The sequence below is a fragment of the Stenotrophomonas sp. SXG-1 genome, assembly GCF_014083965.1.
Taxonomy (GTDB): Bacteria; Pseudomonadota; Gammaproteobacteria; order Xanthomonadales; family Xanthomonadaceae; genus Stenotrophomonas; species Stenotrophomonas geniculata.
This window is the reverse complement of record NZ_CP046588.1, coordinates 4,263,481-4,283,152: the sequence shown is the minus strand read 5'-3', so window position 1 is coordinate 4,283,152 and position 19,672 is coordinate 4,263,481. Positions and strand designations below refer to the sequence as shown.

Genomic DNA, 19,672 nt, shown 5'->3' with positions numbered 1-19,672 from the left:
CCGCGCATGGTTCGCTTCTTCATCGACCGGCCGATCTTTGCATGGGTGATCGCCATCGCGGTCAGCCTGCTCGGCCTGCTCGCGATCCTGATCCTGCCGGTGGACCGCTACCCGCAGATCGCCCCGCCCACCATCACCATCCGCGCCACCTACACCGGCGCCTCGTCACAGACCGTGGAAAACGCGGTCACCCAGGTCATCGAGCAGTCCCAGCAGAGCCTGGACCACCTGATGTACATGACCTCCACCAGCGCCTCGGACGGCTCGGCGCAGGTCAACCTGGTGTTCGCTACCGGTACCAATCCGGACACTGCACAGGTGCAGGTGCAGAACCAGCTGCAGGCGGCTATGGCGACGCTGCCGCAGGCGGTGCAGCAGAACGGCCTGACCATCACCAAGTCCAGTGGCTCGATCTTCGAGGTGCTGTCGTTCACCAGCGAAGACGGCAGCATGGACAACTTCGATGTCGCCAACTTCATGGAAGCGCGCATCGACGACCAGATCAGCCGTGTCAGCGGCGTCGGCAACATCCAGCCGATCGGCCAGGAATACGCGATGCGTATCTGGCTGGACCCGGAGAAGATGCGCCAGTACGCGCTGATGCCGTCGGACATCGAAACCGCACTGCAGGCGCAGAATACCGACGTGTCGGCCGGTGAACTGGGTGGCCAGCCGGCGCTGAAGGGCCAGCAGCTGGACGCCACGGTTACCGCGCGCAGCCGCCTGCACACGCCCGAGCAGTTCGCGCAGGTGGTACTCAAGGCCGATGCCAATGGCAGCGTGGTGCACCTGGGCGACGTGGCGACGATCGGCCTGGGCCCGGAGAGCTACGACAGCATCAGCACCTTCAACGGCAAGCCGTCGGCCTCGCTGGGCATTGAACTCAATGCCGGTGCGAACGCGATCGCCGTCTCCAAGGCCATCGATGCACGGCTTCAGCAGCTGCAGAAGTACTGGCCGCATGGCTACACCGCCCACGTGGCATTCACCACCACGCCGTTCGTGACCATCTCGCTGAAGGAAGTGGTGATCACCCTGATCGAGGCGATCGCACTGGTCGTGCTGGTGATGTACCTGTTCCTGCAGAACTGGCGGGCCACGCTGATCCCGACCATCGCGGTGCCGGTGGTGCTGCTGGGCACGTTCGGCGTGCTGGCCGCGTTCGGCTATTCGATCAACACACTGACCATGTTCGCGCTGGTGCTGGCCATCGGCCTGCTGGTGGACGATGCCATCGTGGTGGTGGAGAACGTGGAGCGGGTGATGACCTTCGAAGGGCTGGCACCGAAGCCGGCCACGCTGAAGGCAATGGGCCAGATCACCGGTGCGCTGGTCGGCATCGTGCTGGTGCTGACCGCGGTGTTCCTGCCGATGGCGTTCTTCAGCGGTGTCACCGGCGTGATCTATCGCCAGTTCTCGGTCACGATCGCTGCTGCGATGATCCTGTCAGTGCTGGTGGCGATGACCATCACGCCGGCGCTGTGCGGCAGCATCCTGCATCAGATTCCCAAGGGCGGCCACCCACATGGTGACCACGGCGGCGAGCCGAGCCTGCTGGGCAAGTTCTTCATCTGGTTCAACCACCGCTTCGAGCGCACCTCCAATGGCCTGCGCCATCGCGTCGATGGTTTCCTCGGCCGGCGCGCGCTGGGCGTGCTGTTCTACCTGGTGCTGACCGTGGCCACCGGCCTGCTGCTGTGGCACCTGCCGGGCGCGTTCCTGCCCGATGAGGACCAGGGCATGCTCAACGCGCTGGTGAAGCTGCCGGCCGGTTCCACCCTGGAGCAGACCCGCGCGGTGATGGATCGCCTCAGTGCCGCCGCAGTGAAGGACAACAGTGTGCTGTCGATCCAGGCAACTGCCGGTTTCAGTGTTACCGGCAGCGGTCAGAACGTCGGCCAGGCCTTCATCCGGCTCAAGGATTGGGATGACCGCAAGGACGATGCCGATACCATCGCCGCGCGGCTGACCGCAGCCATGGCCAGCGTGCCCGATGCGCAGGTGTTCATCACCTCGCCACCGGCCATCCTCGGCCTGGGCGATGCCGGTGGTTTCACCCTGGAACTGCAGGACGAAGGCGGTGCCGGCCATGCCGCCGCCGTGGCCGCGCGCAACACGCTGCTGAAGGAAGCCGCCAAGGACCCGAAGCTGGTCAACGTGCGCTACGCCAGCCTGGAAGACGCGCCGGTGTACGCCGTGAAGGTGGACGACGCCAAGGCGCAGGCCATGGGCGTGAATCCGCAGGACATCAATGACACCCTGAACGCGGCGCTGGGCGGCGACTTCGTCAACAACTTCATCTACAAGGGCCGCATCAAGAAGGTGTTCATCCAGGGCACCGCTGAAGCACGCATGCAGCCGCAGGATATCGAGCGCTGGAGCGTGCGCAACCAGGCCGGCCAGATGGTGCCGCTGTCGTCGCTGGTCAGCAGCCACTGGACCAGCGCGCCGGCCGCGCTGCAGCGCTACAACGGCGTATCGGCGATGGAAATCACCGGCCAGCCGGCGCCAGGCGTCAGCTCTGGCGAGGCGATGGCCGAGATCGCGCGCCTGGCCGACACACTGCCGGAAGGCTTCAGCCATGCCTGGTCGGACATGGCCTACCAGGAGCAGCTGTCAGGCAACCAGGCGCCCATGCTGTACGCCATCTCGCTGCTGTTCGTGTTCCTGTGCCTGGCCGCGCTGTATGAAAGCTGGGCGGTGCCGTTCGCGGTGATGCTGGCGGTGCCGGTGGGCGTGTTCGGTGCCGTGCTGATGATGAACCTGCGTGGCCTCAACAACGACGTGTACTTCCAGGTCGGCCTGCTGACCACGATTGGTCTGGCAGCGAAGAACGGCATCCTGATCGTCGAGTTCGCGCGCATCCTCGAACAGCAGGGCAAGAGCACCCGCGAAGCGATCCTGCAGGCGGTCTATCTGCGGTTGCGGCCGATCGTGATGACCTCGCTGGCGTTCCTGATGGGCGTGTTGCCGCTGGTGTTTGCCACCGGCGCCGGTTCGGCCGCGCGCCGTTCGCTGGGTACCGGCGTGGCCGGTGGTACGGTCGCCTCGATGGTGCTGGGCATGTTCTTCGTGCCGTTGTTCTACCTGGTGGTGCGCCGCCTGTTCCCGGGCCGCGCGCCGGCCGAAGCCACTGCCGCGGAGGCAAGCCCATGAAGCCGATGCTGCTGCGCGCCCTGGCGGCCGCAACGATGACCACTGTGCTGGGCGGCTGCGTGAGCATGGCACCGCACTACCAGCGCCCCGAGGCGCCGGTGCCGGCACAGTTCGGCAATGCCGCCACGGGCGAGGCCGAGCCGGCACTGGCGATGCCGGCCTGGCGTGAGGTGTTCCTGGAACCGCGCCTGCAGCAGGTGATCGCGCTGGCGCTGCAGAACAACCGCGACCTGCGCGTGGCAGTGTTGCAGGTGGAGAAGGAGCGTACGCAGTACCGTATCCAGCGCGCGGCGCTGCTACCGTCGGTGGATGCCAGCGGCAGTGTCACCCGTTCGCGGGCGAGTGATGCCAACAGCGAGACCGGTGCCACCCAGATAACCGAATCCGATGCCGTGCAGGTGGGGATCAGCAGCTGGGAACTGGACCTATTCGGGCGCATCCGCAGCCTGAAGAACGAGGCCCTGCAGAACTGGCTGGCCAGCGCCGAGAACCAGCGTGCCGCACGCACCAGCCTGGTGGCCGAAGTGGCCACGGCGTGGTTGGCGCTGGCGGCCGATGAGCAGTCACTGGCGTTCACCCGGCAGACCCTGGACAGCCAGCAGCAGACCCTGCAGCGCACCGAGGCCCGTCATGCACAGGGCCTGGCTTCGGGCCTGGACCTGTCGCAGGTGCAGACCAGCGTGGAAGCCGCGCGCGCTGCGCTGGCCAAGCTGCAGACCCAGCAGGCGCAGGATCGCGATGCGCTGCAGTTGCTGGTGGGCGCGCCGCTGGAGGTGGCACTGCTGCCCAACGCGCAGGCATTGGATGGCACCGTGGCGCTGGCACCGCTGCCGGCCAACCTGACGTCAAGCGTGCTGCTGCAGCGCCCGGACGTGCTGTCCGCCGAGCACGCACTGCAGGCAGCCAATGCCGATATCGGTGCCGCGCGCGCCGCGTTCTTCCCGACGCTGACGCTGACCGCCAACTATGGCCACAGCTCTACCGCGTTGTCGACGCTGTTCTCGGCCGGCACCCGCGGCTGGTCGTTCGCACCCAGCATCGCTGCGCCGATCTTCCACGCCGGCGCGTTGAAGGCCTCGCTGGATGCCTCGAAGATCGGCAGGGACATCGGTATCGCGCAGTACCAGAAGGCGATCCAGCAGGCCTTCAGTGAAGTGGCCGATGCGCTGGCCACGCGTGATCACCTGACCGCGCAGATGGACGCGCAGCGCGCGCTGGTCGCTGCCAGCCAGCGCAGCTACACGCTGGCCGATGCGCGTTACCGCACCGGGCTGGACGGCTACCTGCAGTCGCTGGACGCACAGCGCAACCTGTATGCCGCGCAGCAGGACCTGATCGCGTTGCAGCAGCAGGAGGCGGGCAACCGGGTGACCTTGTTCAAGGTGCTGGGCGGCGGCGCGGACGCGCAGTAACGCGTTCGCCAATGTGGGTGTGTGTTCCGCTCCGGTGGGTGCCGAACTTGGCCGGCACACATGCATGGAGCATCGCGATCGGATGATTTGTGCCGACCAAGGTCGGCACCCACCAGAGGCAGGTGCGACCGCTTACGCCACGCGGCCGCGGCGTGCGCGTTCCAGATGCACCAGCAGCAGCGAGATCGCCGCCGGCGTCATGCCGGGAATCCGCTGTGCCTGGCCGATGGTCTGCGGGCGTACGCGCTCCAGCTTCTGCAGTGCTTCGGCCGACAGCCCGCGCACCGTCGCGTAATCGAAGGCTTCAGCGATCGGCGTGGCTTCGTGCCGCTGCTGGCGCTCGATTTCCTCGCGCTGGCGATCCAGATAGCCGGCGTACTTCACGCCGATCTCCACCTGCTCGGCCACTTTGGCGTCGGCTACCGCCGGGCCCAGCGACGGCACCTGCATCAGCTGCGCGTAGTCCAGCTCCGGGCGCTTGATCAGGTCCAGCACGTTGGTTTCGCGGCTGACCGCCACGCCCAGCGTGTCCTGCACTTCACGGCCCAGCGCATTGGCCGGGGTTGCCCACAGTGCACCCAAGCGTGCGCGCTCGGCGGCGACGGCGGCCTGCTTGGTCTCGAACGCGTTCCAGCGGCGGTCATCCACCAGGCCCATCTCACGGCCGGCCGGAGTCAGGCGCTGGTCGGCATTGTCCTCGCGCAGCTGCAGGCGGTACTCGGCGCGGCTGGTGAACATGCGGTACGGCTCGTTGGTGCCGTGGGTGATCAGGTCATCCACCAGCACGCCCAGGTACGCCTCGTCGCGGCGCGGGCACCAGCTGTCCAGCCCGCGCACCTGGCGTGCAGCGTTGAGGCCGGCCAGCAGGCCCTGCGCGGCGGCTTCTTCATAGCCGGTGGTGCCGTTGATCTGGCCGGCGAAGAACAGGCCGTTCACCAGCTTGGTTTCCAGCGAGGCCTTCAGCCCGCGCGGATCGAAGAAGTCGTACTCGATGGCGTAGCCGGGGCGGGTGATGTGCGCGTTCTCGAAGCCGCGGATGCTGCGCACCATCTCCAGCTGCACGTCGAACGGCAGCGAGGTGGAGATGCCGTTGGGGTAGATCTCGACGATGCCCAGGCCTTCGGGTTCGACGAAGATCTGGTGGCTGGCCTTTTCGGCGAAGCGCACCACCTTGTCCTCGATGGACGGGCAGTAGCGCGGGCCGATGCCTTCGATCTGGCCGCTGTACAGCGGCGAGCGGTGCAGCGCGTCGCGGATGATCTGGTGGGTCTGTTCGGTGGTGTGGGTGATCCAGCAGCTGACCTGCTGCGGATGCTCGTCCACCGAGCCGAGGAAGGACATCACCGGGCGCGGCGTGTCGCCCGGCTGCTCGTCCATCACGCTGTAGTCCAGCGAGCGGCCATCGATGCGCGGCGGCGTGCCGGTCTTCAGGCGGTCGACCTGGAACGGGCGCTCGCGCAGGCGCGCGGCCAGCGTGGTGGCCGGCGGGTCGCCCATGCGGCCGGCGGCGTACTGGGTCGGGCCGACATGGATCTTGCCGGCCAGGAAGGTGCCTGCGGTCAGCACCACGGCCTCGGCGTCGAAGCGCAGGCCGGTCTGGGTGATGACCCCACGCACGGCATCGCCTTCGATGACCAGGTCATCGACCGCGGCCTGGAACACCGTCATGTTGGCCTGGCCTTCGACGATGGCGCGGATCGCCATGCGGTAAAGGTTGCGGTCGGCCTGGCAGCGGGTGGCACGTACGGCCGGGCCCTTCGATGCGTTGAGCGTGCGCCACTGGATGCCGGCGCGGTCGGCGGCATGCGCCATCGCACCGCCCAGAGCGTCGATTTCCTTGACCAGATGGCCCTTGCCGATGCCGCCGATGGCCGGGTTGCAGCTCATCGCGCCCACGGTTTCGATGTTGTGGGTCAGCAGCAGGGTGCGCACGCCGGTGCGGGCCGCGGCCAGCGCGGCTTCGGTGCCGGCGTGGCCACCGCCGATGACGATGACGTCGTAACGATGGAAGGACGGGTTCATGGGAGGCTGTTCAGCTGGGGGCGGGCGCGGCCGGGGGCGGCGCCGGGGTGGCGATTTTAGCGCCATTCGGGGCCGGGACGCCGGCGCAGGCCAGTTGGCGGCGAAATCAGCCCTAAAGTTGGCAGGATTTTTGCAGATAACCCAATAGCACCCACCGTGGCTGGCGCCGTAGGCGCCCGTGACCGGAATTGGAACAGGGGCCGGTACAGGCGCACGGTGGGGGAGCAGAGGGCCGGCAGTCGGGGGACTGTCCGGCCCTGTTTTTTTTGGGGCTGTCGGGAAGGCGCCATCCGCGCATGGCGTGGATCTACTGAAGCTGGGGCCTTCGCCGGTCGGCGACCCGACAAAACAGACGGCCCCGCATTGCGGGGCCGTCTGCCTTCAGAGGTGCCGACATCCGACAGGGCCGGAACAGGGGGGATCCAGATGTTCCTGTCGGATATCGACGTAGAGCTTTTTGCGGCGGCCCGTGTCGTTTTTGTCACTTTGTGACGCGGGCCGTCACTGTCCGCGTAGATTGCGGCTTAGACCGTGTGAAATGCAAGACGGTTCAGCGCTCAACTGTGCGCTGCGTCGCACGATCCATGTTGCGCCAGGGGGAACCGTTCATCCTCGGCGCACTCGGTGCCGGTGCCGGACGGGCCTGCGGCGGGGGCGCCGACGGCTGCGCGTTCGACTGCGGCGGACGGCGCATCGAGTCCATGTTCCGCCACGGCGAACCACCGTTGTACGACGGTCGCGACGGCGGCGGACGGTGCTCGCCACCATTGCCCGGGCGCGGCGGCGGGCGATGGTTGTGCGGCGGGCGGTAGATCGGGCGCGAGTAATACGGATTGCCGTAGCCGCCGTAGTAGCCGCCATAGCCACCGTAGTAGGGGCCGTAGTTGTAGGGATAGCCGGCTGGGTAGCGGTACTCCACCGACGGCGCACCGTGGTAGTAGCTGCCGCTGCGGCCGCCGCCGACATAGTCGTAGGTGGTGCAGCCGGTCAGGGCCAGCAGCAGGCCACCGGCAAGCATCAGGCGCATTTTCATGGTGGGTCCCCCCAGAGGACGGGTGTGCAGTCAGCTTCGGGCGCCAGCATTGAATCGGCCCTTAATTCCGCCGGCCAGGATGAATGGAGGCGTAGGGCTGCATGCTGGCATGACCTGTGTCCCGGTCGCCAGCGCGAAGCCATACGTTAATCTTGCGTCATGAGCGATTCACTGTTGCCCCGCGCCGATGACGTCCTGCTTGCTGCGGCGAGGATCGCCCCGCACGCCAGCGTGACGCCGGTGCTGCGCTCGCGCACGCTCGATGCGCTGGCCGGCGCGCAGCTGGCGTTCAAGGCCGAGCACCTGCAGCGCGGTGGCGCATTCAAGTTCCGTGGTGCCTGCAATGCGGTGTGGTCGCTCGATGCCGATCGCGCCAGTGCCGGTGTGGTGACCCATTCCTCCGGCAACCACGGTGCCGCGCTGGCCCTGGCCGCGCGCACCCGTGGCATTCCCTGCCATGTGGTGGTGCCGGAAGGGGCGGTGGCGGCCAAGCTGGCCAACATCGCCCGCCACGGCGCCACGCTCTGGCGCTGCCCGCCGACCATCGCCGACCGTGAGGCCACCTGCGCCAGGGTGCAGGCCGATACCGGCGCGACCCTGGTCCATCCGTATGCGGACCCGGCGGTGATGGCCGGGCAGGGCACGGCGGCCTTGGAACTGCTGCACAGCGACGGTCCGTTCGATGTGCTGGTGGTGCCGGTGGGCGGCGGTGGCCTGGCCAGCGGTACCGCGCTGGCCCTGCAGCACGCCAGTCCGCACACGCGGCTGGTGCTGGCCGAGCCGGCCGGTGCCGATGACACCGCGCGCTCGCTGGCCGCTGGCGTGCGCCAGGGCGCGTTCACCCCGGACACGGTCTGCGATGGCCTGCGCACCCTGATCGGTGCGCCCAATTTCGAACTGCTGAGTGCCGCCGGTGCCGAGGTGATCGTGGTCGATGACACCGCGACGCTGGCAGCGATGCGCCTGCTGTGGGAGGTGCTCAAGCAGGTGGTCGAGCCGTCCTCGGCCACCGTACTGGCCGCGGTGCTGGCACAGCCGCAGCGTTTTGCCGGCCTGCGCGTGGGCCTGGTGCTGTCCGGCGGCAACGTCGACCTGCCCGCGTTGCGCTGGGGGGCGCCATGAGCCGCGACCGGCATCGGCCTCGCACCGGCCTGCTGGGCTGGCTGTGGCGGCTGTTTGTCCTGCTGGTGATCTGGCTGCTGGGTGTGACTGCCTGGATCGTCTGGGTCGGCGAGCGCGACCAGGCCGCCAAGGCCGATGCCATCATCGTGCTGGGTGCGGCCGCCTATGACGCCAAGCCATCGCCGGTGTTCGAAGAACGTATCCGGCATGGACTGGACCTGTACGAGGCCCAGTACGCGCCGCTGCTGATCTTCACCGGCGGCTATGGCGGCACCGGTGCGCGCTTCTCCGAATCGCAGGTGGCGCGCCGCTACGCGCTCAAGCATGGCGTGCCGGACGATGCGATCCTGATCGAGACCGCTTCGCGCAACACCGTGCAGAACCTGGTCGAAGCCAAGCGACTGATGGACCAGCGCGACCTGCACCGGGTGATCATCGTCAGCGACCCGCTGCACATGGCGCGCGCGCTGCGACTGAGCAAGGCACTGGGCATCGATGCGCTGGCCTCGTCCACGCCCAGCACGCGCTTCCGCAGCTTCCACACCAGCTGGCGTTTCCTGGTGCAGGAGATCTACTTCTTCCACCGCGACCTGGTGCGCCCGCCGCTGAGTTCGCCGGCCAATACCTGAGCGGCTGCCGCGCCGCTGCGCTCGCCGGGCATGGCCCGGCGCTACCATTGGTGCACCCGGCGCGGCCCCTATCGCGCGCCCGGTAGCGCCGGGCCATGCCCGGCGGCTTTCGATCAGGTCTGCTTGCGCCGGATCGGAATCGCCGACACCGGCACCGAGGCCACGTCATGCCCGCCTTCGCGGATTGGTGCGCCGGGGTCCGGTGCCCAGGCATGGGCATAGATCACTTCCCAGCTGCTGGGCAGCTTGCCGTCGGCGCGCCGCATCGGTTCATACGCCGCTGCCGCCGCCGCGAAACGGCTACGCCCGGTCAGTGTGTGGCGGCGGTCCACCCGCGCGTTGGTCGCGCCCATCGCGCGCAGTTCGCGCATCAACGAGGGCAGGTCGTCGTAGGTCAGGGTGAACAGATCGCGGTCCAGCACCGGGTCGCGGAAGCCCGCCATCATCAACGCATCGCCGAACTGGGCGATCTGCGCGAAGCGGCTCACGTGCGGGCGGTCATCGGCGGCCGCGAAGGCTTCGTTGAGTTCGATCAGGGTTTCCGGGCCGAAGGTGGAACACAGCAGCAGGCCACCGGGCTTGAGCACGCGACGGAAGCCTGCGAACACCGCCGGCAGGTCGTCCACCCACTGCAGGCACAGGTTGCTGAAGATCACATCCACGCTGTTGTCCGCCAACGGCAATGCGGCGGCGTCGCCGCACAGGCGCTGGAACGGCTTCCACCAGCCGGCCTGGCGCTTGGCCTGGTCCAGCATCGGCAGCGCCACGTCCAGCGCGATCACCTGCGCCTTCGGCCAGCGCTTCTTCATCAACGCGCTGGCGTGGCCGGTGCCGGCACCGATGTCCAGCACCACCTCGGGCTTGCGTGCCTCCAGGTAGTCCAGCGATTCGATCAGCCGCGACTGCACCTCGCGCTGCAGGGCGGCGGCGGCGTCATAGCTGCTGGCGGCACGCGCGAACGCGCGGCGGACATGGCGGGCATCGAAGTGGGACGGCATTGCGAAAGTCTCTTAGAACGTACCGGGGTAGGCGCCGCCGTCGATCAGCAGGTTCTGTCCGGTGAGGTAACCGGCCTGTGCACTGCACAGGAAGGCGCAGGCGGCGCCGAATTCGTCAGGCGTGCCGAAGCGGCCGGCGGGAATCTGCTGGCGGCGGCGTTCGGCGACTTCGCCGGCATCGCCGTCCTTGCCCGCACTGTGGGCGAAGTTGGCGCGCAGGCGGTCGGTGTCGAACTGGCCGGGCAGCAGATTGTTGATGGTGACGTTGTGGGCCACCGTGCGGCGCGCCAGGCCGGCGACGAAACCGGTCAGGCCACTGCGCGCGCCGTTGGACAACGCCAGGATGTCGATCGGGGCTTTCACCGCCGACGAGGTGATGTTGACGATGCGGCCGAAGCCGCGCTCGATCATCGCGTCGACGGTGGCGCGGATCAGCGCGATTGGCGCCAGCATGTTGGCGTCCAGCGCGGCAATCCAGTCGTCGCGTTCGAAATTGCGGAAATCACCGGGCGGCGGACCACCGGCATTGTTGACCAGGATGTCCACCTGCGGGCAGGCGGCCAGCGCCGCCGTGCGGCCGGCCTCGGTGGTGACGTCGGCGGCGACGGCGCGCACCTCACCGGCACCGGGCAGTGCACGCAGTTCGTCGGCGGCGACCTTCAGTGCAGCCTCGCCACGCGCCACGATCACCACGTTCACGCCCTCGCGTATGAGCGCACGCGCGCAGCCCAGGCCCAGCCCCTTGCTTGCGCCGCAGACCAGTGCCCAGCGGCCGTTGATACCCAGATCCATGCGTCAATCCTGCGGAATTCGGAGGGGGCTCATTGTCCGCCATCGGCCGGTGACAGGCCGGCAACGAAGTGTTGCAGGGCGGCGGCCACTTCGTCGGCATGGCCGAGGAAGGGCGCATGTCCGCCGTGGGCGATGGTCAGTGCCTGCGCGCCCGGGGCCAGTGCCGCGGCGGCCTGCATCGCCGCCGGTGAGACCAGCCGGTCGCGCTGGCCGGCGATCCACAGGCTGGGTTTGCCCAGCGTGGCCAGTGCGCCGCGCAGATCGGTGCTTTCCAGCAGGCGCAGGCCTTCCAGCAGGGCGCGTTCGGTAGGCGCACCGCGCTCGACCAGCCGCTGCCGCAGCGTGCGCAGCTCCTCGCGGGCGTGTGCCGAGCCCATCACGTCCAGCGCCAGGAAGCGTTCCAGCGTGCCGCCGAAGTCGGTGGCCAGCTCACGCCCGAACTGCTCGAACACGGCCGGCTCCACTGCGTGCGGCCAATCCTCGCCACGCACGAAGCGCGGCGTGGCGGCGATCATCGCCAGCCCGCGCACCTTCGGCAGGGTGGCCGCCGCGTGCAGTGCGAACAGGCCGCCCAGCGACCAGCCGCACCACACCGCTGGCGGCGTGGCGGCCGCGATGGCGCTGACCACGAACGGCAGGCGCAGTGGCGTGGTGTCCTCGCGGCTGTGCCCATGGCCGGGCAGGTCGACCAGGTGCAGGGTGAACTGGTCGGCCAAGCGCTGCACCAGCGGCGCGAATACACCGCCCTGCAGGGCCCAGCCGTGGATCAGTACCAGGTCCGGCCCACGGCCGGTGACGTCAATATGCATGGGCAACGACACGGAACTCAGGCAAAAGCGGGCAGCGGCGGTGGCGCGGCTTCACGCACGGCCAGGGTCACGCGATCGCGCGCGCTGGCGATGGCCTCCACCAGGCCACGCACCTGTTCCGGCGTATGCAGCGCGGACAGTGTCACGCGCAGGCGTGCCTTGCCTTCCGGCACCGTCGGCGGGCGGATTGCACCGACCAGCCAGCCGGCCTGTTCCAGCGCCGTGGACATCGCCACGGCGGTGCGGTCATCGCCGCACAGCAGCGGCTGGATCGGTGTTTCCGAAGCCATCAGGTCCAGGCCATGGCGACGCGCTTCAGTGCGGAACAGCGCGATCAGGTCGGTCAGCTTTGTGCGACGCCAGTGGTCGCGGCGCGCCAGGCGCACTGCTTCAAGCGCAGCAGCGGCCATCGCCGGTGGCACGGCGGTGGTGTAGATGTACGGGCGCGCGGTTTCGGCCAGATGCTCGATCAGGTCGTCGCGGCCCAGCACCAGCGCACCGGAACCGCCCAGTGCCTTGCCCAGTGTGACCAGCTGCAGCGGTACGTCGTCCACGCCCAGCCCGGCGGCGGCCACGGCACCACGGCCATCACCGACCACGCCGACACCGTGCGCATCATCCACATAGAACAGCGCCTGCTGCAGGCGTGCCACAAGCGACAATGCACGCAGCGGTGCGATGTCGCCATCCATGCTGAAGACACCATCGGTGGCCAGCATGGCCGCGCCATCGGGCGCGTGCTTGAGCTGACGCATTGCGCCTTCCGGATCCAGGTGCGGATAGCGGCGCAGACGTGCACCGGCCAACCGGGTCGCATCGAGCAGGCTGGCGTGGTTGAGCTTGTCCTGCACGCACACGTCGTTCTCTTCGCTCAGCAGTGCCTGCTGCACCGCCAGATTGGCGGCGAAGCCACTGCCGAACAGCAGCGCACGTGGATAGCCAAGCCACTCGGCCACCTCGCGTTCCAGCGCCTCATGCAAGGCATGATGGCCGCAGACCAGGTGCGAGGCACCGGCGCCAGCGCCTTCGCGTGCGGCGGCGTCCTGCAGCGCGTTGACCACGCTGAACTGCTGGGCCAGGCCCAGGTAGTCGTTGCTGCAGAAGCCGGTCAGCCACTGGCCGTCCACTTCCAGGCGCACGCCATCACGACGGGTGACCGTGCGTCGCGGGCGGCGACGGCCTTGGGCATCGCGCAGAGCGCGCTGGGCGTGGAGGCGGGCGGTCAGGTCGGGGCGGGCCATGGTGGCTGAATGCGTCGACGGGGCGGCTAGGGTAGCGCGTTGCCGCGGCGCCTGCTTGCGGCCCGTCTCAGGCCGCGTGAGCGCAGCCACAGCCGGGCGTATCGGCACTGATATCGGCGTGCACGGTACCGCCGTGGTCGTGGCCTTCGGCATCCACCTGCACCGCCATCGGCTGCAACCCCAGCCGAGCGAACAGGGCCAGGTCGCGCTCGCTTTCCGGGTTGCCGGTGGTCAGCAGCTTGTCGCCGTAGAAGATGGAGTTGGCGCCGGCCAGGAAACACAGCGCCTGCAGTTCGTCACTCATCGCCTCGCGCCCGGCCGACAGCCGCACCATCGAGCGCGGCATGGCGATGCGGGCCACCGCGATCATGCGCACGAACTCGAATGGGTCCAGTTCGGCGCTGCCATGCAGCGGCGTACCCGCCACCTGCACCAGCTTGTTGATCGGCACCGAATCCGGATGCGCCGGCAGCGTGGCCAGCGCCAGCAGCAGGCCGACGCGCTGCGCGCGCGTCTCGCCCATGCCGACGATGCCGCCGCAGCAGGTCTTCAGGCCGGCATCGCGCACGTGTTCCAGCGTATCCAGGCGGTCCTGGTACTGGCGCGTGTGGATGATCGAATCGTAGTAGTCCGGCGCGGTGTCGAGGTTGTGGTTGTAGTAGTCCAGGCCGGCGTCCTTCAGCGCACGCGCCTGCTCGCCGCTGAGCATGCCCAGCGTGGCGCAGGTCTCCAGACCCAGTGCCTTCACCCCGGCGATCATCGCCGCGACCTTCGGAATGTCTCGATCCTTCGGCGAACGCCATGCGGCACCCATGCAGAAGCGCGATGCACCGGCGGCCTTGGCCTGGCGTGCCTTGGCCAGCACCGCGTCGGTCTCCATCAGCTTCTGCGCGTTCACCCCGGTGCTGTAGCGCTGCGCCTGCGGGCAGTACGCGCAGTCTTCCGGGCAGCCGCCGGTCTTCACCGACAGCAGCGTGGACACCTGCACCTGCGACGGGTCGAAGTGCTCGCGATGGACCGCTGCGGCGCGAAACAGCAGCTCGGGGAACGGCAGATCGAACAGCGCCTGCAGTTCGTCGTGTTGCCAGTCGTGGCGGATGGCAGCAGCCATGGCGGGACCTTGGGTACGAGTGGAGCGAGGGCGGCAGTGTGGGTGGGTTGATGAACCCTGTCAACCTCAATGCTGTTATTGTGGTTTACGGTTGGCCGCTCCCATCAAGCCTGGCGGAAACGCCGCATTTCACCGCATCCTGCAAGGGCTGCGGCCAAAGTGGCCGCTGCCCAACGGAAGCGCTGGCGCGCAGACTCTTTCCCATGACCGATCTCCATCGCCTTCGCGGCCGCATCACCGCGTTGGTTCTCAGCGAAGCCTGGCGCCGCCGCGCCGCGCTCTGGGGCGGCGCCGTGGCCGTGGCGCTGGTGGCGATCCTGTTCGCCAAGGCCAGCGACGCGGCGTTCCATCTGTTCCAGCGCATCACGTCGCACTCTCCGTGGTGGGCCCTGCTGCTGACGCCGGGCATCTTCGCGCTGCTGGCGTGGCTCACTTCCGGCGTGCTGAAGCCCACGCGGGGCAGCGGCATTCCGCAGGTCATCGCTGCGCTGGACAAGGCCGATGAGCCGTTCCGGAAAACCAACCTTTCCCCAGCGGTTTCGGCCGGCAAGCTGCTGCTGACCTCGCTGTCGCTGCTGGGGGGCGCATCGGTCGGGCGCGAGGGGCCCACCGTGCACGTAGGCGCAAGCCTGATGTATCTGTTCGGCCGCTGGTTCGGTTTCAAGGATCCCCGCGAGCTCTCGCACTTCCTGCTGGCCGGTGGTGCGGCGGGTATCGCGGCGGCGTTCAACACGCCGCTGGCCGGCATCGTCTTCGCCATCGAGGAGCTCAGCGGTCGTTTCGAGCATCGCTTCTCGGGCACCCTGTTGACTGCGGTGATCGTCGGTGGCGTGGTGTCGCTGGGCCTGTTGGGCAACTACACCTATTTCGGCCATGTGAGCGCACGCCTGCCGCTCGGCCAGGGCTGGCTGGCAATCCTGCTGTGCGGCGTGGTGGCGGGCCTGCTGGGCGGCCTGTTCGCGCGTGCGGTGCTGGCCAGTGCGGCGGGCCGCCCGCGCTGGCTCGGGCAACTGCGGCAGCGGCATCCGGTTCTGTTGGCCGCAGGCTGCGGTCTGGTGGTGGTACTGCTCGCCCTGGTCTTCGGTGAAGGCGCGTTCGGCACCGGCTACGAGCAGGCGCGCAGCCTGGTGCAGGGGCAGGCGCTGGTCGGCCACGAGTTCGGGTTGATGAAGCTGCTGGCCAATCTGGCCTCGTACGTGGCGGGCATTCCCGGCGGCCTGTTCTCGCCGGCGTTGGCGGTCGGCGCTGGACTCGGCCACAACCTGGCAGTGCTGATGCCGGGCGTGGACCCGCGCGCGTTCGTGCTGCTGGGCATGTGTGCTTACCTGACCGGCGTTACCCAGGCCCCGCTGACGTCGGCCGTGATCTCGCTGGAGCTGACCGACAGCGGCGACCTGCTGCTGCCGATACTGGCCACGGTGCTGATCGCGCGTGGCGTGTCCGGGCTGGTGTGCAGGGTGCCGATCTATCGCGGGCTGGCGGAGTTGTTGATCGGGCCCGCCGCTACGCCACCGGCGACCGGACAGGGCGAACGCCTTTCCTGACGGGCGGCGGCCCCCGTCGCAGTTGAGGGCAGTTCCGACACTGCAATCGGTGCTTCGCCGATGGCCGCACGCGGCGTGCGCCATCAAGTATTGGGTGATGCGTACTTATCTCCTGCGTTCGGCAACCCGTGTCTCGCGCGCACTGCTTGGTGTGCTGCTACCGCTCCGCTGCCTGGTCTGCGGCGACCCGGGCCACGATGATCTTGATCTGTGCTGGGCTTGCTTGGCCGATCTGCCCTGGGCAGGCCGTGCCTGCCTGCGCTGCGCCTTGCCGTTGCCCGACACCGCGTTGATCGTCTGCGGCACCTGCCGCGAAGAGGTGCCGCCACAGGCCGCCACGCATGCCAGCCTGCTGTACCTGCCGCCGGTCGACCAGTTGCTGGTCCGCTACAAGTTCCATCAGGATCTCGCCGCCGGACGCCTGCTCGCGCAGCTGATGCAGCGCGCACCGCCGCCGTGGTCGTGCACGCCGCTGGTGCCGGTGCCGCTGCACAGGCGACGCTTGCGCCAGCGCGGCTACAACCAGGCCGGTGAGCTGTGCCGGTTGCTGCCGATGCCGGTCTGGCAGGGGGTGTACCGGCAGCGGCATACCGCACCGCAGTCCGAGCGCACGGCCGAACAGCGCAGGGAGAATCTGTTCGATGCGTTTGCTGTCCGTGGTCCGGTGCCCTCGCGGCTGACCGTGGTCGATGATGTGATGACCACCGGCAGCACGGTGATGGAGGTCGCCGAGACGCTGCGCCTGGTCGGCGCTGGGGAGGTGCGCGTGTGGGTCTGTGCGCGGGCGCCGTGATCGCCCTCTTCATCCACAGGGGCTAGGATGAGGCCGGTTCCGGATCGAAGGAGTGGTCATGAATTCCCCCTTGTCTCCCTTGTTGTCGGCGGTTGGGCGCAGCTGGTGGATCCTGCTGCTGTACGGGCTCGTCGCACTGGGTTTCGGCATCGTTGCCATTGGCTGGCCGCTGTCCGCAGCGATGGCACTGGCCTGGACACTGGGCGTGATGGCCATCGTTGAAGGCGTCATCAGCCTATTCGCACTGATCAGCGGCGGCAGTGGTGCCTCGCGTGGCTGGTTGGCGCTGTATGCCATCGCCTCGCTGGGCTTCGGCATCCTTGCGGTGATCAACCCGCTGGCCACCGCCAGCGTGCTGGTGCTGTTCCTGGCCGCGTGGCTGCTGGTGGCCGGCATCTATCGCATCGTGTTCGCGATCCGCGTGCGCAAGCAGATCCAGGGCGAGTGGCTGCTGATCCTCAGTGGCGTGCTGGCGGTGGTGCTGGGCCTGCTGTTTGCCGCAAATCCCTATGCGGGCGTGGCGGTGACCACGCTGTGGATCGGTATCGGCAGCTTGCTGTATGGGCTGCTGCAGGTACTGGTGGCCTTCAAGCTGCGGAAGCTGAAGTGAGGGCTGTGCTTCCCCTGTTGCTGGGCGTGGCGTTGACCCTGACCGGATGCATGCCGGGCGCCACACCCGGTGCCTTGGCAGGCAAGGATCATGCGCCACGCCCCGGCGTGGATGTGCGCCTGAGCGCGGTCGATGCAGCCGGCAAGGGCAGACCGGTGCAGTGGCAGGGCGAAACCCTGGCCCTGCGCGAGCCGCCGATTGCCGGCAGTGCCGACATCGCCGATGTGCGCTACGTACTGGACGAGGCCAAGCAGCCCGGCCTGCAGATCCGCTATCGGCCCGAAGCGCACCAGCGCATCCACGATGGCACGGCAGCACTGGTCGGTCAGCGTGCGGCGCTCAGCGTGGATGGCCGCGTGCTGATGGTGGCGACGGTGCAGGGACCGTTCGGCGAATCGATGATGCTGAGCGGCTTGTCCAGCGTTGCCGAGGCGCAGGAGCTTGCGAAGCACATCACGGGCGAGTGACGGGCGCGCCAACACCCCCACGCCGCGCATGGAGGTCGACCAAGGTCGACCGCTACCGGGCGAACCGTGCCTCGATCTCTTCCAGCGACTTGCCCTTGGTCTCCGGCAGCCAGAACGCGGCCACCAGGAAGAACACAAAGGTGCACGCCGCCCAGAACACGAACATGCTGGCGTAGCCGTAGTGGCCCACCGTGGGCAGGAAGATGGCGGCGATGGTGGTGGACACGAACTGGTTGATCAGCAGCGCGATGCTCATGCCATTGGAACGGATGCGGTTTGGCATCAGCTCCGACAATGCCAGCCACACGCATACGCCGGGGCCGACGGCGAAGAAGGCGACAAACACCAGGATGCAGGCGGCCACGGCCCAACCGTGTGCCGGTGGCGGCACCGGGCCGATGCGCGCCTGTTCGATGCGCAGCGGTGCCTGCGCGGCACTGGCCGGGTCGGCGAACGGGTTCAGATGGAGTTTGCGGAAGAACGCACTAATCACGCTGTCCGGCTGCACGGTTCCGGTGCGCTCGATGCGCAGTTCGCGATCAATCAGGTTGTCGCTGCGCAGGGCGCGCACATTGGTGAAATCACCATAGGCGTACGACACGGTCAGCTGCATCGGTCGGCCCCGGCTGTCGATGCCATTGCTCAGGCGTTGCCACTGCGCGTCATCCAGCACCAACTGCAGGCCTTCGCCGCTGACCGCCGCCTGCAGCTGAGGCTGCACATCGGCGCGTCCGCGCTCGGCCTGGAAGAACAGCGTGGCCGCCGCCAGCAGGGCCACGCAGATGCCACCGCTGCCCAGCATCAGCAGGAACTTGCGGCCCTTGCGGTCGACCAGCAGCAGCGCGACCACGGTCATCACCGCGTTGAGCAGCTTGATCGCCACGTCGGCACCGTTGGCCACCGAACCGGACAGGCCGGCCTGGTTGAGGATGTTGACCGCGTAGGCCAGCACCGAGTTGATGCCGGTGGCCTGGGTGCAGGCCAGCACCACGCACGCGAGCACGAACGGCACCACGTAGCGGCGGCTGAGCAGCGGGTCGCGCTTGCCGTCGCTGCTGCTCGATTCCGGCGCCTGGATCTGGGCCAGCGTGGGCTCGACGTCTGCGGCGGGGAGGACGCGCTGAAGGCTGCGGCGGGCTTCATCGATGCGGCCGCGGCGCACCAGCCAGCGTGGTGATTCGGACAGCCAGAAGATACCGGCGCAGAACAGCAGGCCGGGCGCCAGGCAGGTCCAGAAGATGGTGCGCCAGGCGTGGTCCTTCACCGTGAACAGTTCCTGCGCCTGCTGCGCGACCGGCAGCGAGCGCACGGCCTCGGCGGCGGCATCCACGGCATGGGCGTGGTACAGGCCGATCAGGGCTGCCAGCACCAGGCCAACGGTCAGCAGCAGCTGGAACATGGCCGCGCCGCGCCCGCGCCGTTCGGGGCTGAGCACTTCGGCCAGGTACAGCGGAATCACGACGCCGATCAGACCGCCACTGATGCCCTGCAGCAGGCGTCCCAGCAGCAGCGGCGTGTAGCCGGAGGCCAGCGCCATGATCGGAATCGAGGCGGTGAACAGCAGGCCGGCCAGCAGCATCGCGCCGCGGCGGCCAATCAGGTCGGCGATCATGCCGGCGAACAGCGAGGACAGTACGCTGCCCAGCAGTACCGCCGCCACCACGAAGCCGAGCTGCTGGCTGCTGAGCTGCCAGGCGTGGCTGGCGGTCGCTTCAAGATAGGGCAGGGCACCGGCGATGATGCCGATGTCGATGCCGTACAGCAGGCCGCCGAGGCCGCCGATGAAGAGCAGGTAGCGTACGGGCCAGCGCGGAGCGGTGCTTGCGGTCATCGGCAGTTCCTGTGGTAGCGCCGGGCCACGCCCGGCGGCGGTTCGTCGCAGAGTGCTTTCTGTAGAGCCGAGCCATGCTCGGCTGCTTTCCGTTCCGATATC

Annotated in this window: 16 protein-coding genes; 8 read left to right on the top strand and 8 right to left on the bottom strand. The window is 68.3% G+C overall.

Going from position 1 to position 19,672, the window contains the following annotated elements; all coding sequences use genetic code 11:
* Positions 1 to 6: 6 nt before the first annotated feature.
* Positions 7 to 3,156: a multidrug efflux RND transporter permease subunit SmeB gene (gene smeB, locus GOC52_RS19535; protein WP_191850236.1), complete on the top strand. Its 3,150-nt coding sequence runs from the start codon at positions 7 to 9 to the stop codon at positions 3,154 to 3,156.
* A complete protein-coding gene (gene smeC, locus GOC52_RS19530; protein WP_191850234.1) occupies positions 3,153 to 4,568 on the top strand; it encodes a multidrug efflux transporter outer membrane subunit SmeC in 1,416 nt (471 codons plus the stop codon). Before smeB ends, smeC begins: the two co-directional genes overlap by 4 nt.
* A 132-nt stretch (positions 4,569 to 4,700) precedes the next feature.
* Here smeC and mnmG read toward each other — a convergent pair whose 3' ends face one another.
* On the bottom strand, positions 4,701 to 6,590 hold the full coding sequence (gene mnmG, locus GOC52_RS19525) for a tRNA uridine-5-carboxymethylaminomethyl(34) synthesis enzyme MnmG (protein WP_191850232.1): 1,890 nt from the start codon (positions 6,588 to 6,590) through the stop codon (positions 4,701 to 4,703).
* Positions 6,591 to 7,140: 550 nt separating this feature from the next.
* On the bottom strand, positions 7,141 to 7,623 hold the full coding sequence (locus tag GOC52_RS19520; RefSeq protein WP_049435791.1) for a hypothetical protein: 483 nt from the start codon (positions 7,621 to 7,623) through the stop codon (positions 7,141 to 7,143).
* 159 nt (positions 7,624 to 7,782) lie between these two features.
* Here GOC52_RS19520 and GOC52_RS19515 point away from each other — a divergent pair, with 159 nt between their 5' ends.
* Entirely contained in the window at positions 7,783 to 8,745 is a 963-nt protein-coding gene (locus GOC52_RS19515; RefSeq protein WP_049435790.1) for a pyridoxal-phosphate dependent enzyme, read from the top strand.
* Positions 8,730 to 9,374 carry a YdcF family protein gene (locus GOC52_RS19510; RefSeq protein WP_049480113.1) on the top strand — a complete coding sequence of 215 codons (645 nt, stop codon included), beginning with the start codon at positions 8,730 to 8,732 and terminating at the stop codon, positions 9,372 to 9,374. Before GOC52_RS19515 ends, GOC52_RS19510 begins: the two co-directional genes overlap by 16 nt.
* Before the next feature lie 113 nt (positions 9,375 to 9,487).
* On the opposite strand, the gene bioC is transcribed toward GOC52_RS19510, so the two are convergent.
* From bioC to bioB, 5 genes are all read right to left on the bottom strand, one after another.
* A complete protein-coding gene (gene bioC / locus GOC52_RS19505; RefSeq protein WP_010482174.1) occupies positions 9,488 to 10,372 on the bottom strand; it encodes a malonyl-ACP O-methyltransferase BioC in 885 nt (294 codons plus the stop codon).
* A gap of 12 nt (positions 10,373 to 10,384) precedes the next feature.
* On the bottom strand, positions 10,385 to 11,164 hold the full coding sequence (locus GOC52_RS19500) for an SDR family oxidoreductase (protein ID WP_049480070.1): 780 nt from the start codon (positions 11,162 to 11,164) through the stop codon (positions 10,385 to 10,387).
* Between the two features lie 29 nt (positions 11,165 to 11,193).
* Positions 11,194 to 11,973, bottom strand: a complete 780-nt coding sequence (gene bioH / locus GOC52_RS19495) for a pimeloyl-ACP methyl ester esterase BioH (RefSeq protein ID WP_191850230.1) — start codon at positions 11,971 to 11,973, stop codon at positions 11,194 to 11,196.
* A 17-nt stretch (positions 11,974 to 11,990) separates the two neighbouring features.
* The gene (gene bioF, locus GOC52_RS19490; protein WP_049480069.1) at positions 11,991 to 13,214 is read right to left on the bottom strand and encodes an 8-amino-7-oxononanoate synthase; all 1,224 of its coding nucleotides are present in this window, start codon (positions 13,212 to 13,214) and stop codon (positions 11,991 to 11,993) included.
* 67 nt (positions 13,215 to 13,281) lie between these two features.
* A complete protein-coding gene (bioB, locus tag GOC52_RS19485) occupies positions 13,282 to 14,325 on the bottom strand; it encodes a biotin synthase BioB (protein WP_049412416.1) in 1,044 nt (347 codons plus the stop codon).
* 203 nt (positions 14,326 to 14,528) lie between these two features.
* Between bioB and GOC52_RS19480 the strand changes: the two genes are divergently transcribed.
* The 4 genes from GOC52_RS19480 (at position 14,529) to GOC52_RS19465 (ending at position 17,739) form a co-directional block, all read left to right on the top strand.
* Positions 14,529 to 15,869 carry a chloride channel protein gene (locus tag GOC52_RS19480; protein WP_049454069.1) on the top strand — a complete coding sequence of 447 codons (1,341 nt, stop codon included), beginning with the start codon at positions 14,529 to 14,531 and terminating at the stop codon, positions 15,867 to 15,869.
* 97 nt (positions 15,870 to 15,966) lie between these two features.
* Positions 15,967 to 16,662, top strand: a complete 696-nt coding sequence (locus tag GOC52_RS19475) for a ComF family protein (RefSeq protein ID WP_191850228.1) — start codon at positions 15,967 to 15,969, stop codon at positions 16,660 to 16,662.
* Between the two features lie 58 nt (positions 16,663 to 16,720).
* Positions 16,721 to 17,272, top strand: a complete 552-nt coding sequence (locus tag GOC52_RS19470; protein WP_021203354.1) for an HdeD family acid-resistance protein — start codon at positions 16,721 to 16,723, stop codon at positions 17,270 to 17,272.
* Positions 17,273 to 17,322: 50 nt separating this feature from the next.
* Positions 17,323 to 17,739, top strand: a complete 417-nt coding sequence (locus GOC52_RS19465; protein WP_401743690.1) for a SecDF P1 head subdomain-containing protein — start codon at positions 17,323 to 17,325, stop codon at positions 17,737 to 17,739.
* A 52-nt stretch (positions 17,740 to 17,791) separates the two neighbouring features.
* Here GOC52_RS19465 and GOC52_RS19460 read toward each other — a convergent pair whose 3' ends face one another.
* Positions 17,792 to 19,570, bottom strand: a complete 1,779-nt coding sequence (locus GOC52_RS19460; RefSeq protein ID WP_191850224.1) for an MFS transporter — start codon at positions 19,568 to 19,570, stop codon at positions 17,792 to 17,794.
* Between the last annotated feature and the right edge of the window lie 102 nt (positions 19,571 to 19,672).

What these genes read in the sequence shown, in the direction of transcription:
- GOC52_RS19465 (WP_401743690.1), top strand. Translation starts at nt 17,323, where the DNA reads ATGCCGGGCGCCACACCCGGTGCCTTGGCAGGCAAGGATCATGCGCCA.
- GOC52_RS19480 (WP_049454069.1), top strand. Translation starts at nt 14,529, where the DNA reads ATGACCGATCTCCATCGCCTTCGCGGCCGCATCACCGCGTTGGTTCTC.
- GOC52_RS19470 (WP_021203354.1), top strand. Translation starts at nt 16,721, where the DNA reads ATGAATTCCCCCTTGTCTCCCTTGTTGTCGGCGGTTGGGCGCAGCTGG.
- GOC52_RS19515 (WP_049435790.1), top strand. Translation starts at nt 7,783, where the DNA reads ATGAGCGATTCACTGTTGCCCCGCGCCGATGACGTCCTGCTTGCTGCG.
- mnmG (WP_191850232.1), bottom strand. Translation starts at nt 6,590, where the DNA reads ATGAACCCGTCCTTCCATCGTTACGACGTCATCGTCATCGGCGGTGGC.
- GOC52_RS19460 (WP_191850224.1), bottom strand. Translation starts at nt 19,570, where the DNA reads ATGACCGCAAGCACCGCTCCGCGCTGGCCCGTACGCTACCTGCTCTTC.
- bioH (WP_191850230.1), bottom strand. Translation starts at nt 11,973, where the DNA reads ATGCATATTGACGTCACCGGCCGTGGGCCGGACCTGGTACTGATCCAC.
- GOC52_RS19500 (WP_049480070.1), bottom strand. Translation starts at nt 11,164, where the DNA reads ATGGATCTGGGTATCAACGGCCGCTGGGCACTGGTCTGCGGCGCAAGC.
- smeB (WP_191850236.1), top strand. Translation starts at nt 7, where the DNA reads ATGGTTCGCTTCTTCATCGACCGGCCGATCTTTGCATGGGTGATCGCC.
- bioF (WP_049480069.1), bottom strand. Translation starts at nt 13,214, where the DNA reads ATGGCCCGCCCCGACCTGACCGCCCGCCTCCACGCCCAGCGCGCTCTG.
- GOC52_RS19475 (WP_191850228.1), top strand. Translation starts at nt 15,967, where the DNA reads ATGCGTACTTATCTCCTGCGTTCGGCAACCCGTGTCTCGCGCGCACTG.
- bioC (WP_010482174.1), bottom strand. Translation starts at nt 10,372, where the DNA reads ATGCCGTCCCACTTCGATGCCCGCCATGTCCGCCGCGCGTTCGCGCGT.
- smeC (WP_191850234.1), top strand. Translation starts at nt 3,153, where the DNA reads ATGAAGCCGATGCTGCTGCGCGCCCTGGCGGCCGCAACGATGACCACT.
- bioB (WP_049412416.1), bottom strand. Translation starts at nt 14,325, where the DNA reads ATGGCTGCTGCCATCCGCCACGACTGGCAACACGACGAACTGCAGGCG.
- GOC52_RS19520 (WP_049435791.1), bottom strand. Translation starts at nt 7,623, where the DNA reads ATGAAAATGCGCCTGATGCTTGCCGGTGGCCTGCTGCTGGCCCTGACC.